Raw genomic sequence first — 14822 nt, 5'->3', positions numbered from 1 at the left:
TGTGAGCCGGGGGCTCAGCGGTCGCGCTTCTCCTTGATCTTGGCGGCCTTGCCGCGCAGCTCACGGAGGTAGTAGAGCTTGGCGCGACGGACGTCACCGCGGGTCACGACCTCGATCTTCTCGAAGATCGGGGAGTTCACCGGGAAGGTGCGCTCGACGCCGACGGAGAAGGAGACCTTGCGGACGGTGAAGGTCTCGGAGACACCAGCGCCCTGGCGGCGGATGACGACGCCCTTGAACTGCTGGATACGGGAGCGGTTGCCCTCGATGACGCGGACGTGGACGTTGACGGTGTCACCCGGGCGGAAGGCCGGGACGTCGCTGCGCAGCGCGGCGGCGTTGACGGAGTCGAGCAGGCTTGCCATGACTGACTACTTCCTCACTGATGCCACAGGTCATCAGCGGCGTTCGAGATGAATGGGGTGCTGGGCGCGGTGGGCGGGCGTCGTTCCCCCTGTGGCAGGGGCGCCGGCCGGGCGTACAGCAGCGGCCTATTCTTCCACGTCCTGGGGCCTGCGCCAAAATCGGCCGCCGGGCTCGGGGGCCCAGCCGAGGATGGAGAGGGTTTCGCGGTCCTTCTTGTCGAAGGCGGTGGCCTCGCAGCGTTCGATCAGGTCGGGCCGGTGGAGGGCGGTGCGCCTGAACGCCTCGTCCCGGCGCCAGCGGGCGATCTTGCCGTGGTGTCCGCTGAGCAGGACGTCCGGGATGCCGCGGCCGCGCCACTCGGGGGGCTTGGTGTAGACGGGGCCTTCGAGGAGGTTGGCCATGGCGCCGGGCGCGAAGGAGTCGTCGCGGTGGGACTCGGCGTTGCCGAGGACGCCGGGCAGCAGCCGGGCCACCGCCTCGGTGATCACCAGCACCGCGGCTTCGCCTCCGGCCAGGACGTAGTCGCCGATGGACACCTCGTACACGGGCAGCCGGGTCGCGTACTCGTCCATGACGCGGCGGTCGATGCCTTCGTAGCGGGCGGGCGTGAAGATCAGCCAGGGCCGCTCGGAGAGTTCGACGGCGAGTTCCTGGGTGAAGGGGCGGCCGCTGGGGGTGGGCACGACCAGGACGGGGCCGTGCGCGCCGGATTCATAGCCGTTCGCGAGGGCCTCGTCCAGGCAGTCGCCCCAGGGCTCGGTCTTCATGACCATGCCGGGGCCGCCGCCGTAGGGGGTGTCGTCGACGGTGTTGTGCCGGTCGTGGGTCCAGTCCCGCAGGTCGTGGACGTGGACGTCGAGCTGCCCGCGGGCCCGGGCCTTGCCGACCAGGGAGACGTTCAGCGGGTCGAGGTACTCGGGGAAGATCGTGACGACGTCGAGCCGCATCAGTGGTGGCCCTCGGTGTCTGCGCCGGACTCTTCGTCGCGGGCGGAGGCGATCTCGGCGCGGTCGTCGATCAGGCCGGGCGGCGGGTCGATGACCGCGCGCTGCGCCTCCAGGTCGATCTCGGTGACGATCTGCTCGACGAACGGGATCATGACCTCGGTGCCGTCGGGCCGCTCCACGATGAAGAGGTCCTGCGAGGGCAGGTGGGTGATCTCGGTGATGCGGCCGACCTCGGTGCCGTCGGCGAGCACCACGTCGAGGTCCATGAGCTGGTGGTCGTAGTACTCGTCGGGCTCTTCGGGCAGTTCGGCCGGGTCGACGTCGGCGATGAGGAGGGTGTTGCGCAGGGCCTCGGCGGCGTTGCGGTCGCGCACGCCCTCGAAGCGCAGCAGGAGCCGGCCGCTGTGCACCCGGCCGGTCTCGATGGTGAGCGGGCCCGCCGATGCCGGGTCGGTGGTGAGTACGGCGCCGGGGCCGAGCCTGAGCTCCGGCTCGTCGGTGCGCACCTCGACGGTGACCTCGCCCTTGATGCCGTGGGCGCGGCCGATCCGCGCGACTACCAACTGCACGCTTGCTTCTCCTTCGGACAACTGCGGCCTGGGTGCGGCCGCGGCCTTCGCCCGGCCGCGGGTTCCGGGCCGGGCGCCCCGGTCTGGTACGACCGGGGCCTTGGTACCACTATGGCCACCGTGGCCTCGATGAGCTCGATGGCCCTGCATACGACTACGGGCCGGGGTGGGCCAGAAGCCCTCCCCGGCCCGAGCCGGCGTATCTAGGTAAAGCGACCCAACTGGTCAGCGGACCTGGTCCACGTCGACGAGGTCGACGCGGATGCCACGTCCGCCGATTGCGCCCACGACGGTGCGCAGGGCGCGGGCGGTGCGGCCGTTGCGGCCGATCACCTTGCCGAGGTCGTCGGGGTGGACCCGGACCTCCAGCACGCGCCCCCGGCGCAGGTTGCGCGAGGCGACCTGCACGTCGTCGGGGTTGTCGACGATGCCCTTCACGAGGTGCTCGAGAGCCTCCTCGAGCATGCTCAGGCCTCGGTCGACTCGGCGGCGGCCTCGGCCTCGTCCGCCTTCTTCTCGGTCTTCTTCGCCTTCTGGGTGATGGCCTCACCCTTGGCCTCGTCGCCCTCGAGGGTCTTGGCGAAGGCCTCGAAGGAAGCGCGCTTGTCTTCCTTCGTCTCCGGCTGGAGCAGCGGCGCGGGGGCCGGGAGGCCCTTGTGCGCCTGCCAGTCGCCGGTGAGCTTCAGGATGGCGAGGACGGCCTCGGTCGGCTGGGCGCCGACGGACAGCCAGTACTGCGCACGCTCGGCGTTGACCTCGATGCGCGACGGGTTGTACGTCGGGTGGTACAGACCGATTTCCTCGATCGCGCGACCGTCACGGCGAGTGCGGGCGTCGGCGACGACGATGCGGTAGTGCGGCTGGCGAATCTTGCCGAGGCGCTTGAGCTTGATCTTGACTGCCACTGGAGTGGTGTCTCCTGGTCTTGACGTGGTTGGGCACATGAGATGCCACGTGGGGTTGCGGTACTCGGGTGCCCGATGGACGCGTCAGCCGGAGGCGAGAGGGTTCCTGTGCGGCTGTCGAGTACAGCTAGCCATTGTGCCACACGCCTGGAGTGCGCACGCCGGGGGTCCGTGGGGCACCCCCGGTGGATCCGCTCCCCCGGGCCCGCGCCGCCCCTGCCGGCGGCCGGACCCGGGGTCAGCCGACCGCGGCGACCACTTCGGCCCCTTCCGGGATGCGGAACGGCTTGCCGCAGCCGCCGCAGACGATGGGCGCCTGGGCGAGCACGGAGGGGACGACGCGTACGTTGCGCCCGCAGTCGCACACGGCCTTGACCCGCACGCCGCCTCCGGAGGAGCCGTGCCGGGCGGCAGGTCCGCGGAAGGAGCGCTTGGTGTCGGCGGCGGTGGCGACGGTGTGCGCCTTCAGTGCGCGCTGCAGCCGTTCGATGGTGGGCCGGTAGCGGCGCCTTGCCTCGGCGTTCAGCGTGACCAGGGAGAAGCCGCTGCTGGGGTGCGGTTCCTCCGGGTGGTCGAGGCCGAGCTCCTCGGCGATCGCCAGGAATCTCCGGTTGTGGTAGCGGCCGGCGCGGGAGGTGTCGCGGACACCGCGGGCGGCGGCAATGCCGTGGACTGCCTCATGGAGCAGTCGCTCGAAGGAGAGCTCGGCGCCACAGGCGGACGACGACTCTCCGATCAGGGACTCGGGCGCGGCTAGGTCCGGCAGCTCGGAGTGGTACCGCTGAATGTCGGCCCACGCCTGTGCCAGCTCTGCGGCGAGAACAGGTGGTGTCGTGCTCACGTCGTGACAACGAGCCGCAGGGCCGCTGTGTTCCTATTCCGGGGCATCCCAAATAATTTGCTCGTACCCGTCAGTTGGCATTGATGCGCGCGGACGAGGGCGGGTGCGCTGATCTGCGGAGAAGGCTCACAGCTCACACCAAGGTATGACGTAGCGGCGCGTACGCCCCGGCGCGTAGCTGAACTGTGCGCGCCGGGACGGTCGTTGTCGTCTGATGCGCAAGAGGTGTTTCGGCCGAGTCGGGGTGGCTTGTCGGCCACCCGCTCCGGCCCGGGTTCCGCTCAGTAGGCGCGGGCCACGATCGCGACGGTACCGGGTGCGTCGTCGGCCTCGGGCACCGACCCGTCCTCGGCGACCAGACACCGTACGGACACGGCCTGTTCGGCGAGCTTGGCCTCGCCCTCGGGGCCGAGGTCGGCCCACGGGATGCGTGCCCAGCCGCCGGCCACGGCCGCCTCGGCGGCCTCGGCGAGGGTGGCGACGTCGCTCGTGCGGGACTCGCGGCGCTCGCGGGACTGCCTCAGGAGCAGCGCCTGGTCCTCTTCGAGGACGGTGGGCAGCAGTTCGACGAGCGCGGCCGCGTCGCTGGACACGGTCTCCTTGCCGCCGGGGATGCGGCGGGCCAGCATCGCGGTGCCGCCCTCCAGGTCGCGCGGGCCGATCTCGATGCGTACCGGTACGCCCTTGAGCTCCCAGTCCACGGCGCGGCGGCCGAACGGGGTGTCCACGCGGTCGTCGACCTGGACGCGCAGGCCCGCGGCCTTGAGGCGGTCGCCGAGTTCGCGGACCTTGGTGACGGCCTCGTCGCCCTTGATCGCCATGACGACGACCTGGACGGCGGCGAGCCGCGGCGGCACCCGCAGCCCGTTGTCGTCGCCGTGCGACATGATCAGCCCGCCGACCATGCGGGTGGAGACGCCCCAGGAGGTCTGCCAGACGAGTTCCTGCCGGCCGTCCTTGGACAGGTACTGGGTGTTGAAGGCCTTGGCGAAGTTGGTGCCGAGCTCGTGGCTGGTGCCCAGCTGGAGGGCCTTGCCGTCGCCCATCATCCCTTCGAGGGTGAGGGTGTTGATGGCTCCGGCGAAGCGCTCCTTGGCGGTCTTGCGGCCGAGGACCACGTCGATGCCGAGCACGTTGATCATGAAGTCGGCGTAGACGTCCCGGTGGATGCGGGCGGCGTAGTCGCGGGCGTCCTCGTAGGTGGCGTGGGCGGTGTGGCCCTCCTGCCAGAGGAATTCGCTCGTACGGAGGAAGACCCGCGGGCGCATCTCCCAACGGACCACGTTCGCCCACTGGTTGATGAGCAGCGGCAGGTCGCGGTAGCTCTGGACCCACTTCGAGAAGTAGTCGTTGATGATCGTCTCGGAGGTCGGGCGCACCACGACGGGCTCTTCGAGCTCCTTGCCGCCACCGTGCGTGACCACCGCGAGCTCGGGTGCGAAGCCCTCGACGTGCTCAGCCTCGCGAGTCAGGTAAGACTGGGGGATGAAGAGCGGGAAGTAGGCGTTCTGGGCGCCCGCGTCCTTGATGCGGGCATCCATCTCCTGCTGCATCCGCTCCCACAGGCCGTATCCGTACGGCCGGATCACCATGGTGCCGCGCACGGGACCGTTGTCCGCGAGCTCGGCCTTGTTGATCAGATCCTGGTACCAGCGGGGAAAGTCTTCCGCCTGGGGCGTGAGAACGGGTGCCTTTGCCATGGCGCGAATGGTACGGCGCAAGGGTCGCGGAGCGTGAATCGGCTTCCGGCCGCACCCGGTCCGCGCTTTACGCGGTTGATGGCTCCGCCCTCTGGACGCGGGGCAGGATGCGGAGTTCCCTGGCATACGGGGGAAGTGCGTACGGACATTCACGGGGGGCTGTCAATCAGGGCACAGCTGACCTCTCGGCGATTGGGGCGCTTTCCATGACACCAACGCTCGTCCGGCATCAGTCCCGCACGGCCTCCGCCCCTTCGGCGGGCACGTCCGAGCGCGCGCGGGACTGGGCGGAGATCCAGGAACGGATGCTGGTCCCCCTCATCGAGGCGGCGTACGAACGGCTCGACGTGGGGCCTGCCACCCGGCTGCTCGGGCTCGGCTGCGGATCGGGGCTCGCCCTGCTGATCGCGGCCTCGCGCGGGGCGGCGGTCACCGGTGTCGACCGCCCCGAGCGTGCGGCGCGCCTGGCGCTGGCGCGCGACCGGCTGGTGCCCGAGCCCGGCTGGGACGGAGCGCCGGGGATGGGCGCGAGCCGCGTGGTGACGGGCGGGCCCGCCGACACGGTGGAGCCGGGCCGTCCCCCGTACAACTTGATCACCGCTTTCGAGCCGGTCGGCTGCGCGGACGGCGATACCGAGGGGCTCGTGGCCGCCCTGGAAGGAGCCGTAGGCCTGGCCGAGCACGGCAGTGCGGTGGTGCTGGTCGGCTGGGGGCCGCCGGAGCGGTGTGCGACCTCCGGTGTGCTGCGGGTGGCGACCCGGCTGGCCTCCCGGCTGAGCGAGGCCCCGCGCTGGCGGCCGAGCTGCCGTGACGACCTGGAGGACGTGGTGCAGCGCGCCGGGCTGCGTCCGGACGGCTCGGGCCGGGTGGCCTGCCCGTTCGGCTACGCGGATCTGGACAGTGCGATACGCGGCCTGATGTCGACGGGCGCCTTCGACGCGGCCGCCCGCGCGACCGACCAGGCGCAGGTGGAGAAGGAGCTCACCGAGGCGCTGCACGGGCACGTGCGGCGCGACGGCACGGTGTGGATGCCGAATGTCTTCCGTTATCTGATCGCCCGTACCCCCTGAGGATCACAACTCCCTTGGCCTGCCCAGCGGTTGGGCCGGTCCGTCAGGCCCCCGCCTTGGACGGGCGGGGGATGCCGGCGGCGCGGTAGGCCGCCTCCTCCTCCAGCGTCTCGTTGGCGAGCAGCGCCTCGGCGAGCGCGTCCAGCTTGTCGCGGTTCTCGCTCAGCAGCAGGCGGGCGCGGTCGTAGCACTCGTCGACGATGCGGCGCATCTCGACGGCGATGGCGTCCAGGGTGCCGGGCGCGGCCGAGAGCCCGTAGGCCTGCTGGGCGTCGCCCGGCAGCGCGGACAGCGGGCCGATCTTCTCGCTCATGCCCCAGCGGCCGACCATGCCGCGCACGATGTTGGTGACCTGTTCCAGGTCGTTCTCGGCGCCGGTGGTGATCACGTCGAAGACGAGCTGCTCGGCCGCCATGCCGCCGAGCGCGCCGATGATCCGGCCGCGCAGGTACTCCTCGGTGTAGGCGTACTTGTCGGCGTCCGGGGTGGACAGGGTGACGCCCAGGGCCCGGCCGCGCGGCACGATGGTGACCTTGCGGACCGGGTCGGCGCCGGGCTGGAGCATGCCGAGCAGGGCGTGGCCGCTCTCGTGGTAGGCGGTGCGGCGGCGCTCCTCGTACGGCATCACCAGGGGCCGCTCGGCGCCGAGTTGGACCTTTTCCAGGGCGTCGGAGAGGTCGGACTGGGTGACCTCGCGCTGCTGGCGCTTGACGGCGAGCAGGGCCGCCTCGTTGGCGAGGTTGGCGAGATCGGCTCCGGTCATGCCGGGGGTGGTGCGGGCGACCTGCTCCAGGTCGACGTTCTGCGCCATCGGGATCTCACGGGTGTGGATCCTCAGGATGGCCTCGCGGCCGCCCCGGTCGGGCGGGCTCACGTGGACGATGCGGTCGAAGCGGCCGGGCCGGGTGAGGGCCGGGTCCAGGACGTCGGCCCGGTTGGTGGCGGCGAGCACGATGACGCCCTCGGAGCCGGAGAAGCCGTCCATCTCGGTGAGGATCTGGTTCAGGGTCTGTTCGCGTTCGTCGTGACCGCCCATGCCGGAGCCGCCGCCGCGGGCCCGGCCGATGGTGTCGATCTCGTCGATGAAGACGATCGCGGGGGCCACCTTGCGGGCCTCGGCGAAGAGTTCGCGTACGCGTGAGGCGCCCACGCCCACGATCATCTCGATGAACTCGGAGGCGGAGGCCGAGAAGAAGGGCACCCCGGCCTCCCCCGCGACGGCCCGGGCGAGCAGCGTCTTGCCGGTGCCGGGCGGGCCCGCGAGCAGCACGCCGCCGGGCATCCGCGCGCCCATCCGGTGGTAGGCGCCGGGGTTCTTGAGGAAGTCGACGACGTCGTTGAGCTCGCCCTCCACCTCGTCGATGCCGGCTACGTCCTCGAAGGTGGTGCGCTTGCCGTCGGGCCCCATCTCGACCGGTTTGGGCGGGGTCTTGCGGCCGAGCATGCCGCCCGCGCCGCCGCCGAGCCCCGCGCTCATGCGGCGGGCGATGAACACCCACAGGACGACGAGCAGGAGCATGGGGGCGAGCGAGATCAGCAGATTGGCGAGGAAGCTGCGGTGCTCGACGACGGGCTCGGCGGTGACGGTGACGTTCTGCTTGGTCAGCTGGGTCCACAGGTCGTCGTCGGCGAAGGTGGGCCGCTGGGTGGTGAACTTCGTGTAGTCGCCGCTGCCCTCGCCGGAGGGGACGGGCGCCTTGTTCTTGAGCTGGCCCTGGATGGCGTCGCCCTTGGCGTAGATCTTCGAGACGTTGCCGGCCGTGACCTGCTTGCTGAACTCGGTGTAGGAGAGGGTCGGCTCGTCGCCGTCGTTGAAGAACGACAGGATCAGGTTGGTGATCAGGTAGACGATCAGCGCGGTGAGGATCAGCCGGCCCCAGCCGCCTGGCATCTTCCTCTTCGGCTCGGGCGGCGGGGGCGCCCCTTCCGAGCGCCACGGCTGGTCGGGGCGGTCGCGCGGGGGTACGGAAGTGGGCACGTGCTCTCCTCAGGGCCGGTACGCGCCATTATTGGAGACCGGTATGAAGTAGGCATTCCGGGCGGGCCCGACGGGGCGCCCGGACGCGAAGGGGCGCCCCCCGGACCGGCCGGAGGGCGCCCCACGCACAGGACCGCGAGCGGTCAGCCCATGAACTTCTTGAACTCGTCGGGCAGCTCGAAGTTCTTCTGCTCCTCGGCGGACGGAAGCCCGAGCGCGCCGCCCTGCGCCTTGCGCTCGGCGGCCGCGGCCTCCTCGGCCTTGCGCTTCATGGGGTTGCCGCTCTTGCGCTTGCCCTTGGCCTGCTTGATCTGCTTCTTCTGCCGGCCGGGGCCGCCGCCCATGCCCGGCATCCCCGGCATGCCCGGCATCCCGCCGCCCTGGGCCATCCGGGACATCATCTTGCGGGCGTCGAAGAACCGCTCGACCAGGTTCTTCACCGCGCTGACCTCGACGCCGGAACCCTTGGCGATACGGGCGCGGCGCGAGCCGTTGATGATGGTCGGGTCGTGGCGCTCGCCCGGGGTCATCGACTTGATGATGGCCGCGGTGCGGTCCACGTCCCGCTCGTCGATGTTGTTGATCTGGTCCTTGATCTGCCCCATGCCGGGCAGCATGCCGAGCAGCTTGGAGATGGAGCCCATCTTGCGGACCTGCTCCATCTGGGCCAGGAAGTCGTCGAGCGTGAAGTCCTTGCCCTTGCTGGACGCCAGCTTGGAGGCCATCTTCTCGGCCTCGGCCTGGCTGAACGTCTTCTCCGCCTGCTCGATCAGGGTGAGCAGGTCACCCATGTCGAGGATGCGGGACGCCATCCGGTCCGGGTGGAAGGCGTCGAAGTCCTCCAGCTTCTCGCCGTTGGAGGCGAACATGATCTGCTTGCCGGTGACGTGGGCGATCGAGAGCGCCGCGCCGCCGCGGGCGTCGCCGTCGAGCTTGGAGAGCACCACGCCGTCGAAGCCGACGCCGTCGCGGAAGGCCTCGGCGGTGTTCACCGCGTCCTGGCCGATCATCGCGTCGACGACGAAGAGGACCTCGTCGGGGCTGACGGCGTCGCGGATGTCCGCGGCCTGCTGCATCAGCTCCTGGTCGATGCCGAGGCGGCCGGCGGTGTCGACCACGACCACGTCGTACTGCTTGGACCGGGCGAACTCAATGGAGTCCTGCGCCACCTTGACCGGGTCGCCGACGCCGTTGCCCGGCTCCGGCGCGTAGACCGCGACGCCCGCGCGCTCGGCGACGACGCTCAGCTGGTTGACGGCGTTGGGGCGCTGGAGGTCACAGGCCACCAGGAGCGGGGAGTGGCCCTGGCCCTTGAGCCACTTGCCGAGCTTTCCGGCGAGGGTGGTCTTACCGGCACCCTGGAGGCCCGCGAGCATGATCACGGTGGGCGCGGTCTTGGCGAACCTCAGGCGCCGGGTCTCGCCGCCGAGGATGCCGATGAGCTCCTCGTTGACGATCTTGATGACCTGCTGGGCGGGGTTGAGGGCCTGGGAGACCTCGATGCCGGACGCGCGCTCCTTGACCTGCTTGATGAAGGCGCGGACTACGGGAAGCGCGACGTCGGCCTCCAGGAGCGCGATGCGGATCTCGCGCGCCGTGGCGTCGATGTCCGCCTCGCTCAAGCGTCCTTTGCCCCGGAGGTTCTTGAACGTCGCACTCAGGCGGTCGGAAAGGGTATCGAACACGGTGGTCGCGGGTCCTCGGCTCGTGGGGCGGTCGGGTGGGTGCCTGTGTCTGCATCCCGGCCGGATCGGCGCGCGGCGTCCGGTGCGTGCGATCGCAGGGCGCCGGAAGGTTCTGGTAGCGGAGCTACCAGGGCCTTTCGGCAACGCGGCGAGCGTGCGTGCCAGGCTCCGTGCGCCCGGCCGGAATGCAGACACGGGCTTCGAACGTCCCCCAGGGTATCCCGGCGAGTGGGGGTGCGCGGGGGTGCCTGCGGTGGGCTGCCCCTACTCGGGGCCCGGCCCCGCCGCGAGTGCCGCCTGAAGTCCCCGGGCCACGCCCGCCGCTTCGTCCGGCGTCAGCGCCGCTCCCTTCGCGTCCGTCACATAGAAGGCGTCCACGGCGTTGGACCCCAGCGTCGACACGTGAGCGGACCGCACCCGTACCTTCGCCCGCTCCAGCGCGTGGCCGATGCGGTGCAGGAGGCCGGGGGCGTCCTGGGCGCGCACCTCGATGACGGTGGCATGCCGGGAGGCCGAGGGGGCCACCGTCACGCGGGGCGGTGGCGCCTGGACGCCGCGGCGGCGCGGGTAGGCGGCCTCCCGCTCGGCGAGGCGGGCCTCGATGTCGAGGGACCCTTCGAGCGCCCGCACCAGGTCGGCCCGCAGCCGGGCCGCCTGCGGCAGCGAGCCGTACTCCGCGGCCACCCGCCAGTTCAGCAGGAGCACCCAGCCGCCGACCGGGTCGGGCAGTTCGACCGCCCGCAGCTCGGCGGCGCGCACGGTGAGGCGGTGCAGCGCGAGCACCCCGGCCGTCACCGGGAGCACGCCCGGCTGCTCGGGGACGGCGACGAGCAGCTCCACCCCGAGGGGCTCCTGCTCCGCGGGCGCCTCGGCGCCCTCGGTGCGGGTGCGCAGGGCGAGGACGGGCCCGCCGGTGCGGTGGGCCTCCACGGCGAGGCGTTCCTGTTCGGCGGTGACCGCCGCGTGTTCGGGGTCGACGGGCTGTCCTGCGAGGACCGCCGAGGCCCGGCCGACCAGGTCGGTGACGAGCGAGCCGCGCCACGAGGACCAGGCGGCGGGCCCGGTGGCCAGCGCGTCGGCCTCGGTGAGGGCGTGCAGCAGTTCCAGGGTGCCCGTCGAGCCGACCGCCTCGGCGACGGCGCGGACGGTCGCCGGGTCGTCGAGGTCGCGCCGGGTCGCGGTCTCGATGAGCAGCAGGTGATGGCGTACGAGGGTGGCGATCACGGCCACGTCGGCGGCGTCGAAGCCGATCCGCGCGGCGACGTCGCGGGCGATGGTCTCGCCGGCCACCGAGTGGTCGCCGGGCCAGCCCTTGCCGATGTCGTGCAGGAGGGCGGCGACCAGGAGCAGGTCGGGGCGGTGCACCCGGCGGGTCAGGTGCGCGGCGCGGACGGCGGTCTCCACGAGGTGGCGGTCCACGGTCCAGGTGTGCACGGCGTTGCGCTGCGGCCGGCAGCGCACCCGCTCCCAGTCGGGCAGCAGCCGGGTGATGAGGCCTTCCGCTTCGAGGGCCTCCCAGACGGGGACGGTGGACTCCCCCGCGCCGAGCAGCGTGACCAACTGCTCGCGGGCCTCGGCGGGCCAGGGCGTGGGCAGCGGCCGGGTGACGGCCGCGAGGCGGCGTACCGCGTGCAGGGAGATGGGCAGGCCCGACTGGGCGGCCGCGGCGGCGGCGCGCAGCGGCAGCACGGGGTCCTTCTCGGGGCGGGCGGTCAGCGCGAGTACCACCTCGCCGTCCTGTTCGACGACGCCCTCGGCGAGCGGGGTCCGCTCGGGCGCGCCGGTGCGGCCGCCGAAGAGCCTGCTCAGCCGGGGCCGGGCGGAGCGGGCCCGCAGCACCCGGCCGACCTCGCGCCAGGTGACGTCGCCCGCGTAGGAGATGACGCGGGCCGACTCCGATACCTGACGCAGCATCACATCGGCGTCCAGGAGCTCCAGTTCGGCCGCGACGGCGTCCTGTTCCTGGAGCGCGAGGCGGTCGGTGGCGCGTCCCGTGCACAGGTGCAGCGCGTCGCGGACGTCCAGGAGACGGCGCCGGGCCTCGGCGAGGCCCTCGCGGGGGGCGTCGGCGAGCCAGGACGCGGCGACCGCGCGCAGGGCGGTCGCGTCCCGGAGGCCGCCCCGCGCCTCCTTGAGGTCGCCTTCGAGCAGGTACTGCAACTCGCCCTGGCGCTGGGCCCGTTCGCGGCACAGCTCGTCGAGTTCGGGCAGCCGTCGGGGAGCGGTGTTGCGCCAGTCGGCGAGGACCGCGGTGCGCAGCTCGGACGTCTTGGCGAGGTCGCCCGCGACATGGCGGGCGTCCAGGAGGCCGAGCTGCACCTTGAGGTCCTCGCCCGCGGTCCTGCGGGCCTGGGCGGGGGTGCGCACGGAGTGGTCCAGGGCGAGACCGAGGTCCCACACCGGGTACCAGATCCGGTCGGCGAGCAGGGCCAGGGCCCCGGCGTCGGCCCGCCCGTCGTGCAGGAGCAGCAGGTCCAGGTCGCTGCGCGGGGAGAGTTCGCCGCGCCCGTAGCCGCCGACCGCGACCAGGGAGGCGCCGCTCACCCCGGCCTCCCGGGCGGCCGCGGTGAACAGCGCCGCCAGCCAGCGGTCGGTCAGGGCGGACAGGGCCGCACGGCGCGGCGGCCCGCCCTGCCCCTTCTCGGTGAGAAGGCGCAGCCGGGCCGCCGCGTAGCCGCCGGGCTCCGAGTCGCCGTCGGTGGATCCGTCACTCACTTCAACGCTCGTCACCCAGCAGCTCCTTGACCGTGCCTACAGTGCGTCGGGCCCGCGCTCGCCCGTGCGGACGCGGACGGCGGTCTCGACCGGCACGCTCCACACCTTGCCGTCGCCGATCTTTCCGGTGCGGGCCGCCTTCACGACGACGTCGATCAGCTCCTCGGCGTCGGCGTCGTCGACCAGGACCTCTATGCGGATCTTGGGTACGAGGTCGACGGTGTACTCGGCGCCGCGGTAGACCTCGGTGTGGCCGCGCTGGCGGCCGTATCCGCTGGCCTCGGTGACGGTCAGGCCGTGGACGCCGAAGGCCTGGAGGGCCTGCTTGATCTCGTCGAGCCGGTGCGGCTTGACGACCGCGGTGATGAGCCTCATGCGTCCACCTTCTTGTTCGCTGCTGCCTCGGCCGGGACCGGCACGCTCGTGCGGGAGGCGGTGCCGCCGCCCGCGCCGCTGAAGTCGTACGCCGTCTCGGCGTGCTCGACCTGGTCGATGCCGGAGATCTCGTCGTCCTCGGGGACCCGCATGCCGATCGTCTTGTCGAGCAGGAGGGCGAGGACCGCCGAGACCACCAGCGAGTAGCCGAGGACCGCGCCGACACCGATGGCCTGCTTGCCGAGCTGGTCCAGGCCGCCTCCGTAGAAGAGGCCCTTGGCGGTGGACTGTACGCCGCCGGTGGCGAAGAGGCCGACGAGCAGCGAGCCGGTGATGCCGCCCACCATGTGGACGCCGACGACGTCGAGGGAGTCGTCGAACCCGAAGCGGTACTTGAGGCCGACGGCCATGGCGCACAGGACGCCCGCGATCGCGCCGACCGCGATCGCGCCGAGCGGGCTGACGCAGCCGCCTGACGGGGTGATGGCGACGAGGCCCGCCACGGCGCCGGACGCGGCGCCCAGGGTGGTGAAGGAGCCGTGGCGGAGCTTCTCGTAAAGCAGCCAGGCGAGCATGGCCGCGGCCGTGGCGACCTGGGTGTTGACGAACATGACGGCGCCCACGCCGTCGTCGTTGCCGAGCCAGGAGCCCGCGTTGAAGCCGAACCAGCCGAACCACAGCAGGCCCGCGCCGAGCATGACGAGCGGCAGGCTGTGCGGGCGCATCGGGTCCTTCTTGAAGCCGACGCGCTTGCCGATGACCAGGATGACGCCGAGGGCGGCCGCGCCCGCGTTGATGTGCACGGCCGTGCCGCCGGCGAAGTCGATGACGCCCTTCTTGAACAGCCAGCCGTCCGAGGCCCACACCCAGTGCGCGACCGGGAAGTAGACGACGGTGACCCACAGCGCGGTGAACAGCGACCAGGCGGTGAACTTGACGCGGTCGGCGAGGGCGCCGCTGATGAGCGCGGGCGTGATGACCGCGAACATCAGCTGGAAGACGGCGAAGACGTAGATCGGGATGGAGTATCCGGGCCAGAGCTGGACCAGGCCGATGCCGCTGAGCCCGAAGTAGTCCTTGGACCAGCCGATGAAGCCGTTGCTCTCGCCGAAGGCCAGGCTGAACCCGTAGAGCACCCACAGGATGGTGACGATGCCGAGGCTGATGAAGCTCATCATCAGCATGTTCAGGGTGCTCTTGACGCGGACCATGCCTCCGTAGAAGAAGGCGAGTCCGGGCGTCATGATCATCACCAGTGCTGAGCAGATCAGCATGAACCCGGTGTTGGCGCTGGACAGCTGCGGAGCGTCAGCTGCGAGCGTGATGCCTGGAGGCATCGGCGTCTCCTCGTCGTCGGTACGGCCCGTGCGGGGGCGTTACTCGGGCGGGAACTGGCTGGAGGCCGGTTATGCGCCATGAGGTTGTCCCAGCGCGGTTTCCGTCGATGCCGCTCGATGTTTCGCCGCAGTGACGAAGGGGGCGGGCGTGTTACACGCCAGTGAACTGCCGGATCAGAGAGGGGTCGGCGGCTACCATCCGCGTACGTCCGCGTACGCCGGACCGGCCGCGACGTCACCCGCTTGACCTGGCGTGGGGGAGCCGAGTCGGGCTGAACGGGGTGAGTGTCGCGGCCGGAGTCCTGTATGCCGTCGCCCGGGCGGGCGGGGGCGG

13 protein-coding genes are annotated in these 14822 nt (G+C 71.6%); 1 reads left to right on the top strand and 12 read right to left on the bottom strand.

Going from position 1 to position 14822, the window contains the following annotated elements; genetic code table 11:
* Positions 1-14 precede the first annotated feature (14 nt).
* The 7 genes from rplS to proS form a co-directional block, all read right to left on the bottom strand.
* On the bottom strand, positions 15-365 hold the full coding sequence (gene rplS, locus AC07F3_RS26400) for a 50S ribosomal protein L19 (protein ID WP_053727934.1): 351 nt from the start codon (positions 363-365) through the stop codon (positions 15-17).
* Positions 366-491: 126 nt separating this feature from the next.
* Entirely contained in the window at positions 492-1313 is an 822-nt protein-coding gene (gene trmD, locus AC07F3_RS26395; RefSeq protein ID WP_479116902.1) for a tRNA (guanosine(37)-N1)-methyltransferase TrmD, read from the bottom strand.
* Positions 1313-1882, bottom strand: coding sequence for a ribosome maturation factor RimM (rimM, locus tag AC07F3_RS26390; protein ID WP_479116901.1), 570 nt, complete (start codon positions 1880-1882; stop codon positions 1313-1315). Before rimM ends, trmD begins: the two co-directional genes overlap by 1 nt.
* Positions 1883-2107: 225 nt before the next feature.
* Positions 2108-2347, bottom strand: a complete 240-nt coding sequence (locus tag AC07F3_RS26385; protein WP_005311361.1) for an RNA-binding protein — start codon at positions 2345-2347, stop codon at positions 2108-2110.
* Between the two features lie 2 nt (positions 2348-2349).
* Positions 2350-2787: a 30S ribosomal protein S16 gene (gene rpsP, locus AC07F3_RS26380; RefSeq protein WP_479116899.1), complete on the bottom strand. Its 438-nt coding sequence runs from the start codon at positions 2785-2787 to the stop codon at positions 2350-2352.
* A 238-nt stretch (positions 2788-3025) separates the two neighbouring features.
* Positions 3026-3628, bottom strand: a complete 603-nt coding sequence (locus AC07F3_RS26375; RefSeq protein WP_114040425.1) for a hypothetical protein — start codon at positions 3626-3628, stop codon at positions 3026-3028.
* A gap of 281 nt (positions 3629-3909) precedes the next feature.
* Entirely contained in the window at positions 3910-5328 is a 1419-nt protein-coding gene (gene proS / locus AC07F3_RS26370) for a proline--tRNA ligase (RefSeq protein ID WP_479116898.1), read from the bottom strand.
* A gap of 206 nt (positions 5329-5534) precedes the next feature.
* On the opposite strand from proS, the gene AC07F3_RS26365 reads away from it, so the two are divergent.
* Positions 5535-6398: an SAM-dependent methyltransferase gene (locus AC07F3_RS26365; RefSeq protein WP_479116897.1), complete on the top strand. Its 864-nt coding sequence runs from the start codon at positions 5535-5537 to the stop codon at positions 6396-6398.
* Between the two features lie 43 nt (positions 6399-6441).
* Here the strand turns inward: AC07F3_RS26365 and ftsH are convergent, their stop codons facing one another.
* From ftsH to AC07F3_RS26340, 5 genes are all read right to left on the bottom strand, one after another.
* Positions 6442-8376, bottom strand: a complete 1935-nt coding sequence (ftsH, locus tag AC07F3_RS26360; RefSeq protein WP_479116896.1) for an ATP-dependent zinc metalloprotease FtsH — start codon at positions 8374-8376, stop codon at positions 6442-6444.
* A 143-nt stretch (positions 8377-8519) separates the two neighbouring features.
* Entirely contained in the window at positions 8520-10061 is a 1542-nt protein-coding gene (gene ffh, locus AC07F3_RS26355) for a signal recognition particle protein (RefSeq protein WP_114040421.1), read from the bottom strand.
* A 264-nt stretch (positions 10062-10325) separates the two neighbouring features.
* Complete coding sequence (locus AC07F3_RS26350; RefSeq protein WP_479116895.1) at positions 10326-12791, bottom strand: [protein-PII] uridylyltransferase; 2466 nt, start codon at positions 12789-12791, stop codon at positions 10326-10328.
* Positions 12792-12812: 21 nt separating this feature from the next.
* Entirely contained in the window at positions 12813-13151 is a 339-nt protein-coding gene (locus AC07F3_RS26345) for a P-II family nitrogen regulator (protein ID WP_479116893.1), read from the bottom strand.
* Positions 13148-14488 (bottom strand): ammonium transporter, encoded by a 1341-nt coding sequence (locus AC07F3_RS26340; protein ID WP_114040418.1) that lies wholly within the window; start codon positions 14486-14488, stop codon positions 13148-13150. The genes AC07F3_RS26345 and AC07F3_RS26340 overlap by 4 nt, the downstream gene beginning before the upstream one ends.
* Between the last annotated feature and the right edge of the window lie 334 nt (positions 14489-14822).

The organism is Streptomyces sp. NPDC045846 (assembly GCF_056431605.1).
This window is presented reverse-complemented; position numbering and strand designations above follow the sequence as displayed.

Excerpts from the sequence above, each read along its gene's own strand:
- rplS (WP_053727934.1), bottom strand. The coding sequence starts at position 365 with ATGGCAAGCCTGCTCGACTCCGTCAACGCCGCCGCGCTGCGCAGCGAC.
- trmD (WP_479116902.1), bottom strand. The coding sequence starts at position 1,313 with ATGCGGCTCGACGTCGTCACGATCTTCCCCGAGTACCTCGACCCGCTG.
- AC07F3_RS26385 (WP_005311361.1), bottom strand. The coding sequence starts at position 2,347 with ATGCTCGAGGAGGCTCTCGAGCACCTCGTGAAGGGCATCGTCGACAAC.
- proS (WP_479116898.1), bottom strand. The coding sequence starts at position 5,328 with ATGGCAAAGGCACCCGTTCTCACGCCCCAGGCGGAAGACTTTCCCCGC.
- AC07F3_RS26365 (WP_479116897.1), top strand. The coding sequence starts at position 5,535 with ATGACACCAACGCTCGTCCGGCATCAGTCCCGCACGGCCTCCGCCCCT.
- AC07F3_RS26345 (WP_479116893.1), bottom strand. The coding sequence starts at position 13,151 with ATGAGGCTCATCACCGCGGTCGTCAAGCCGCACCGGCTCGACGAGATC.
- AC07F3_RS26340 (WP_114040418.1), bottom strand. The coding sequence starts at position 14,488 with ATGCCTCCAGGCATCACGCTCGCAGCTGACGCTCCGCAGCTGTCCAGC.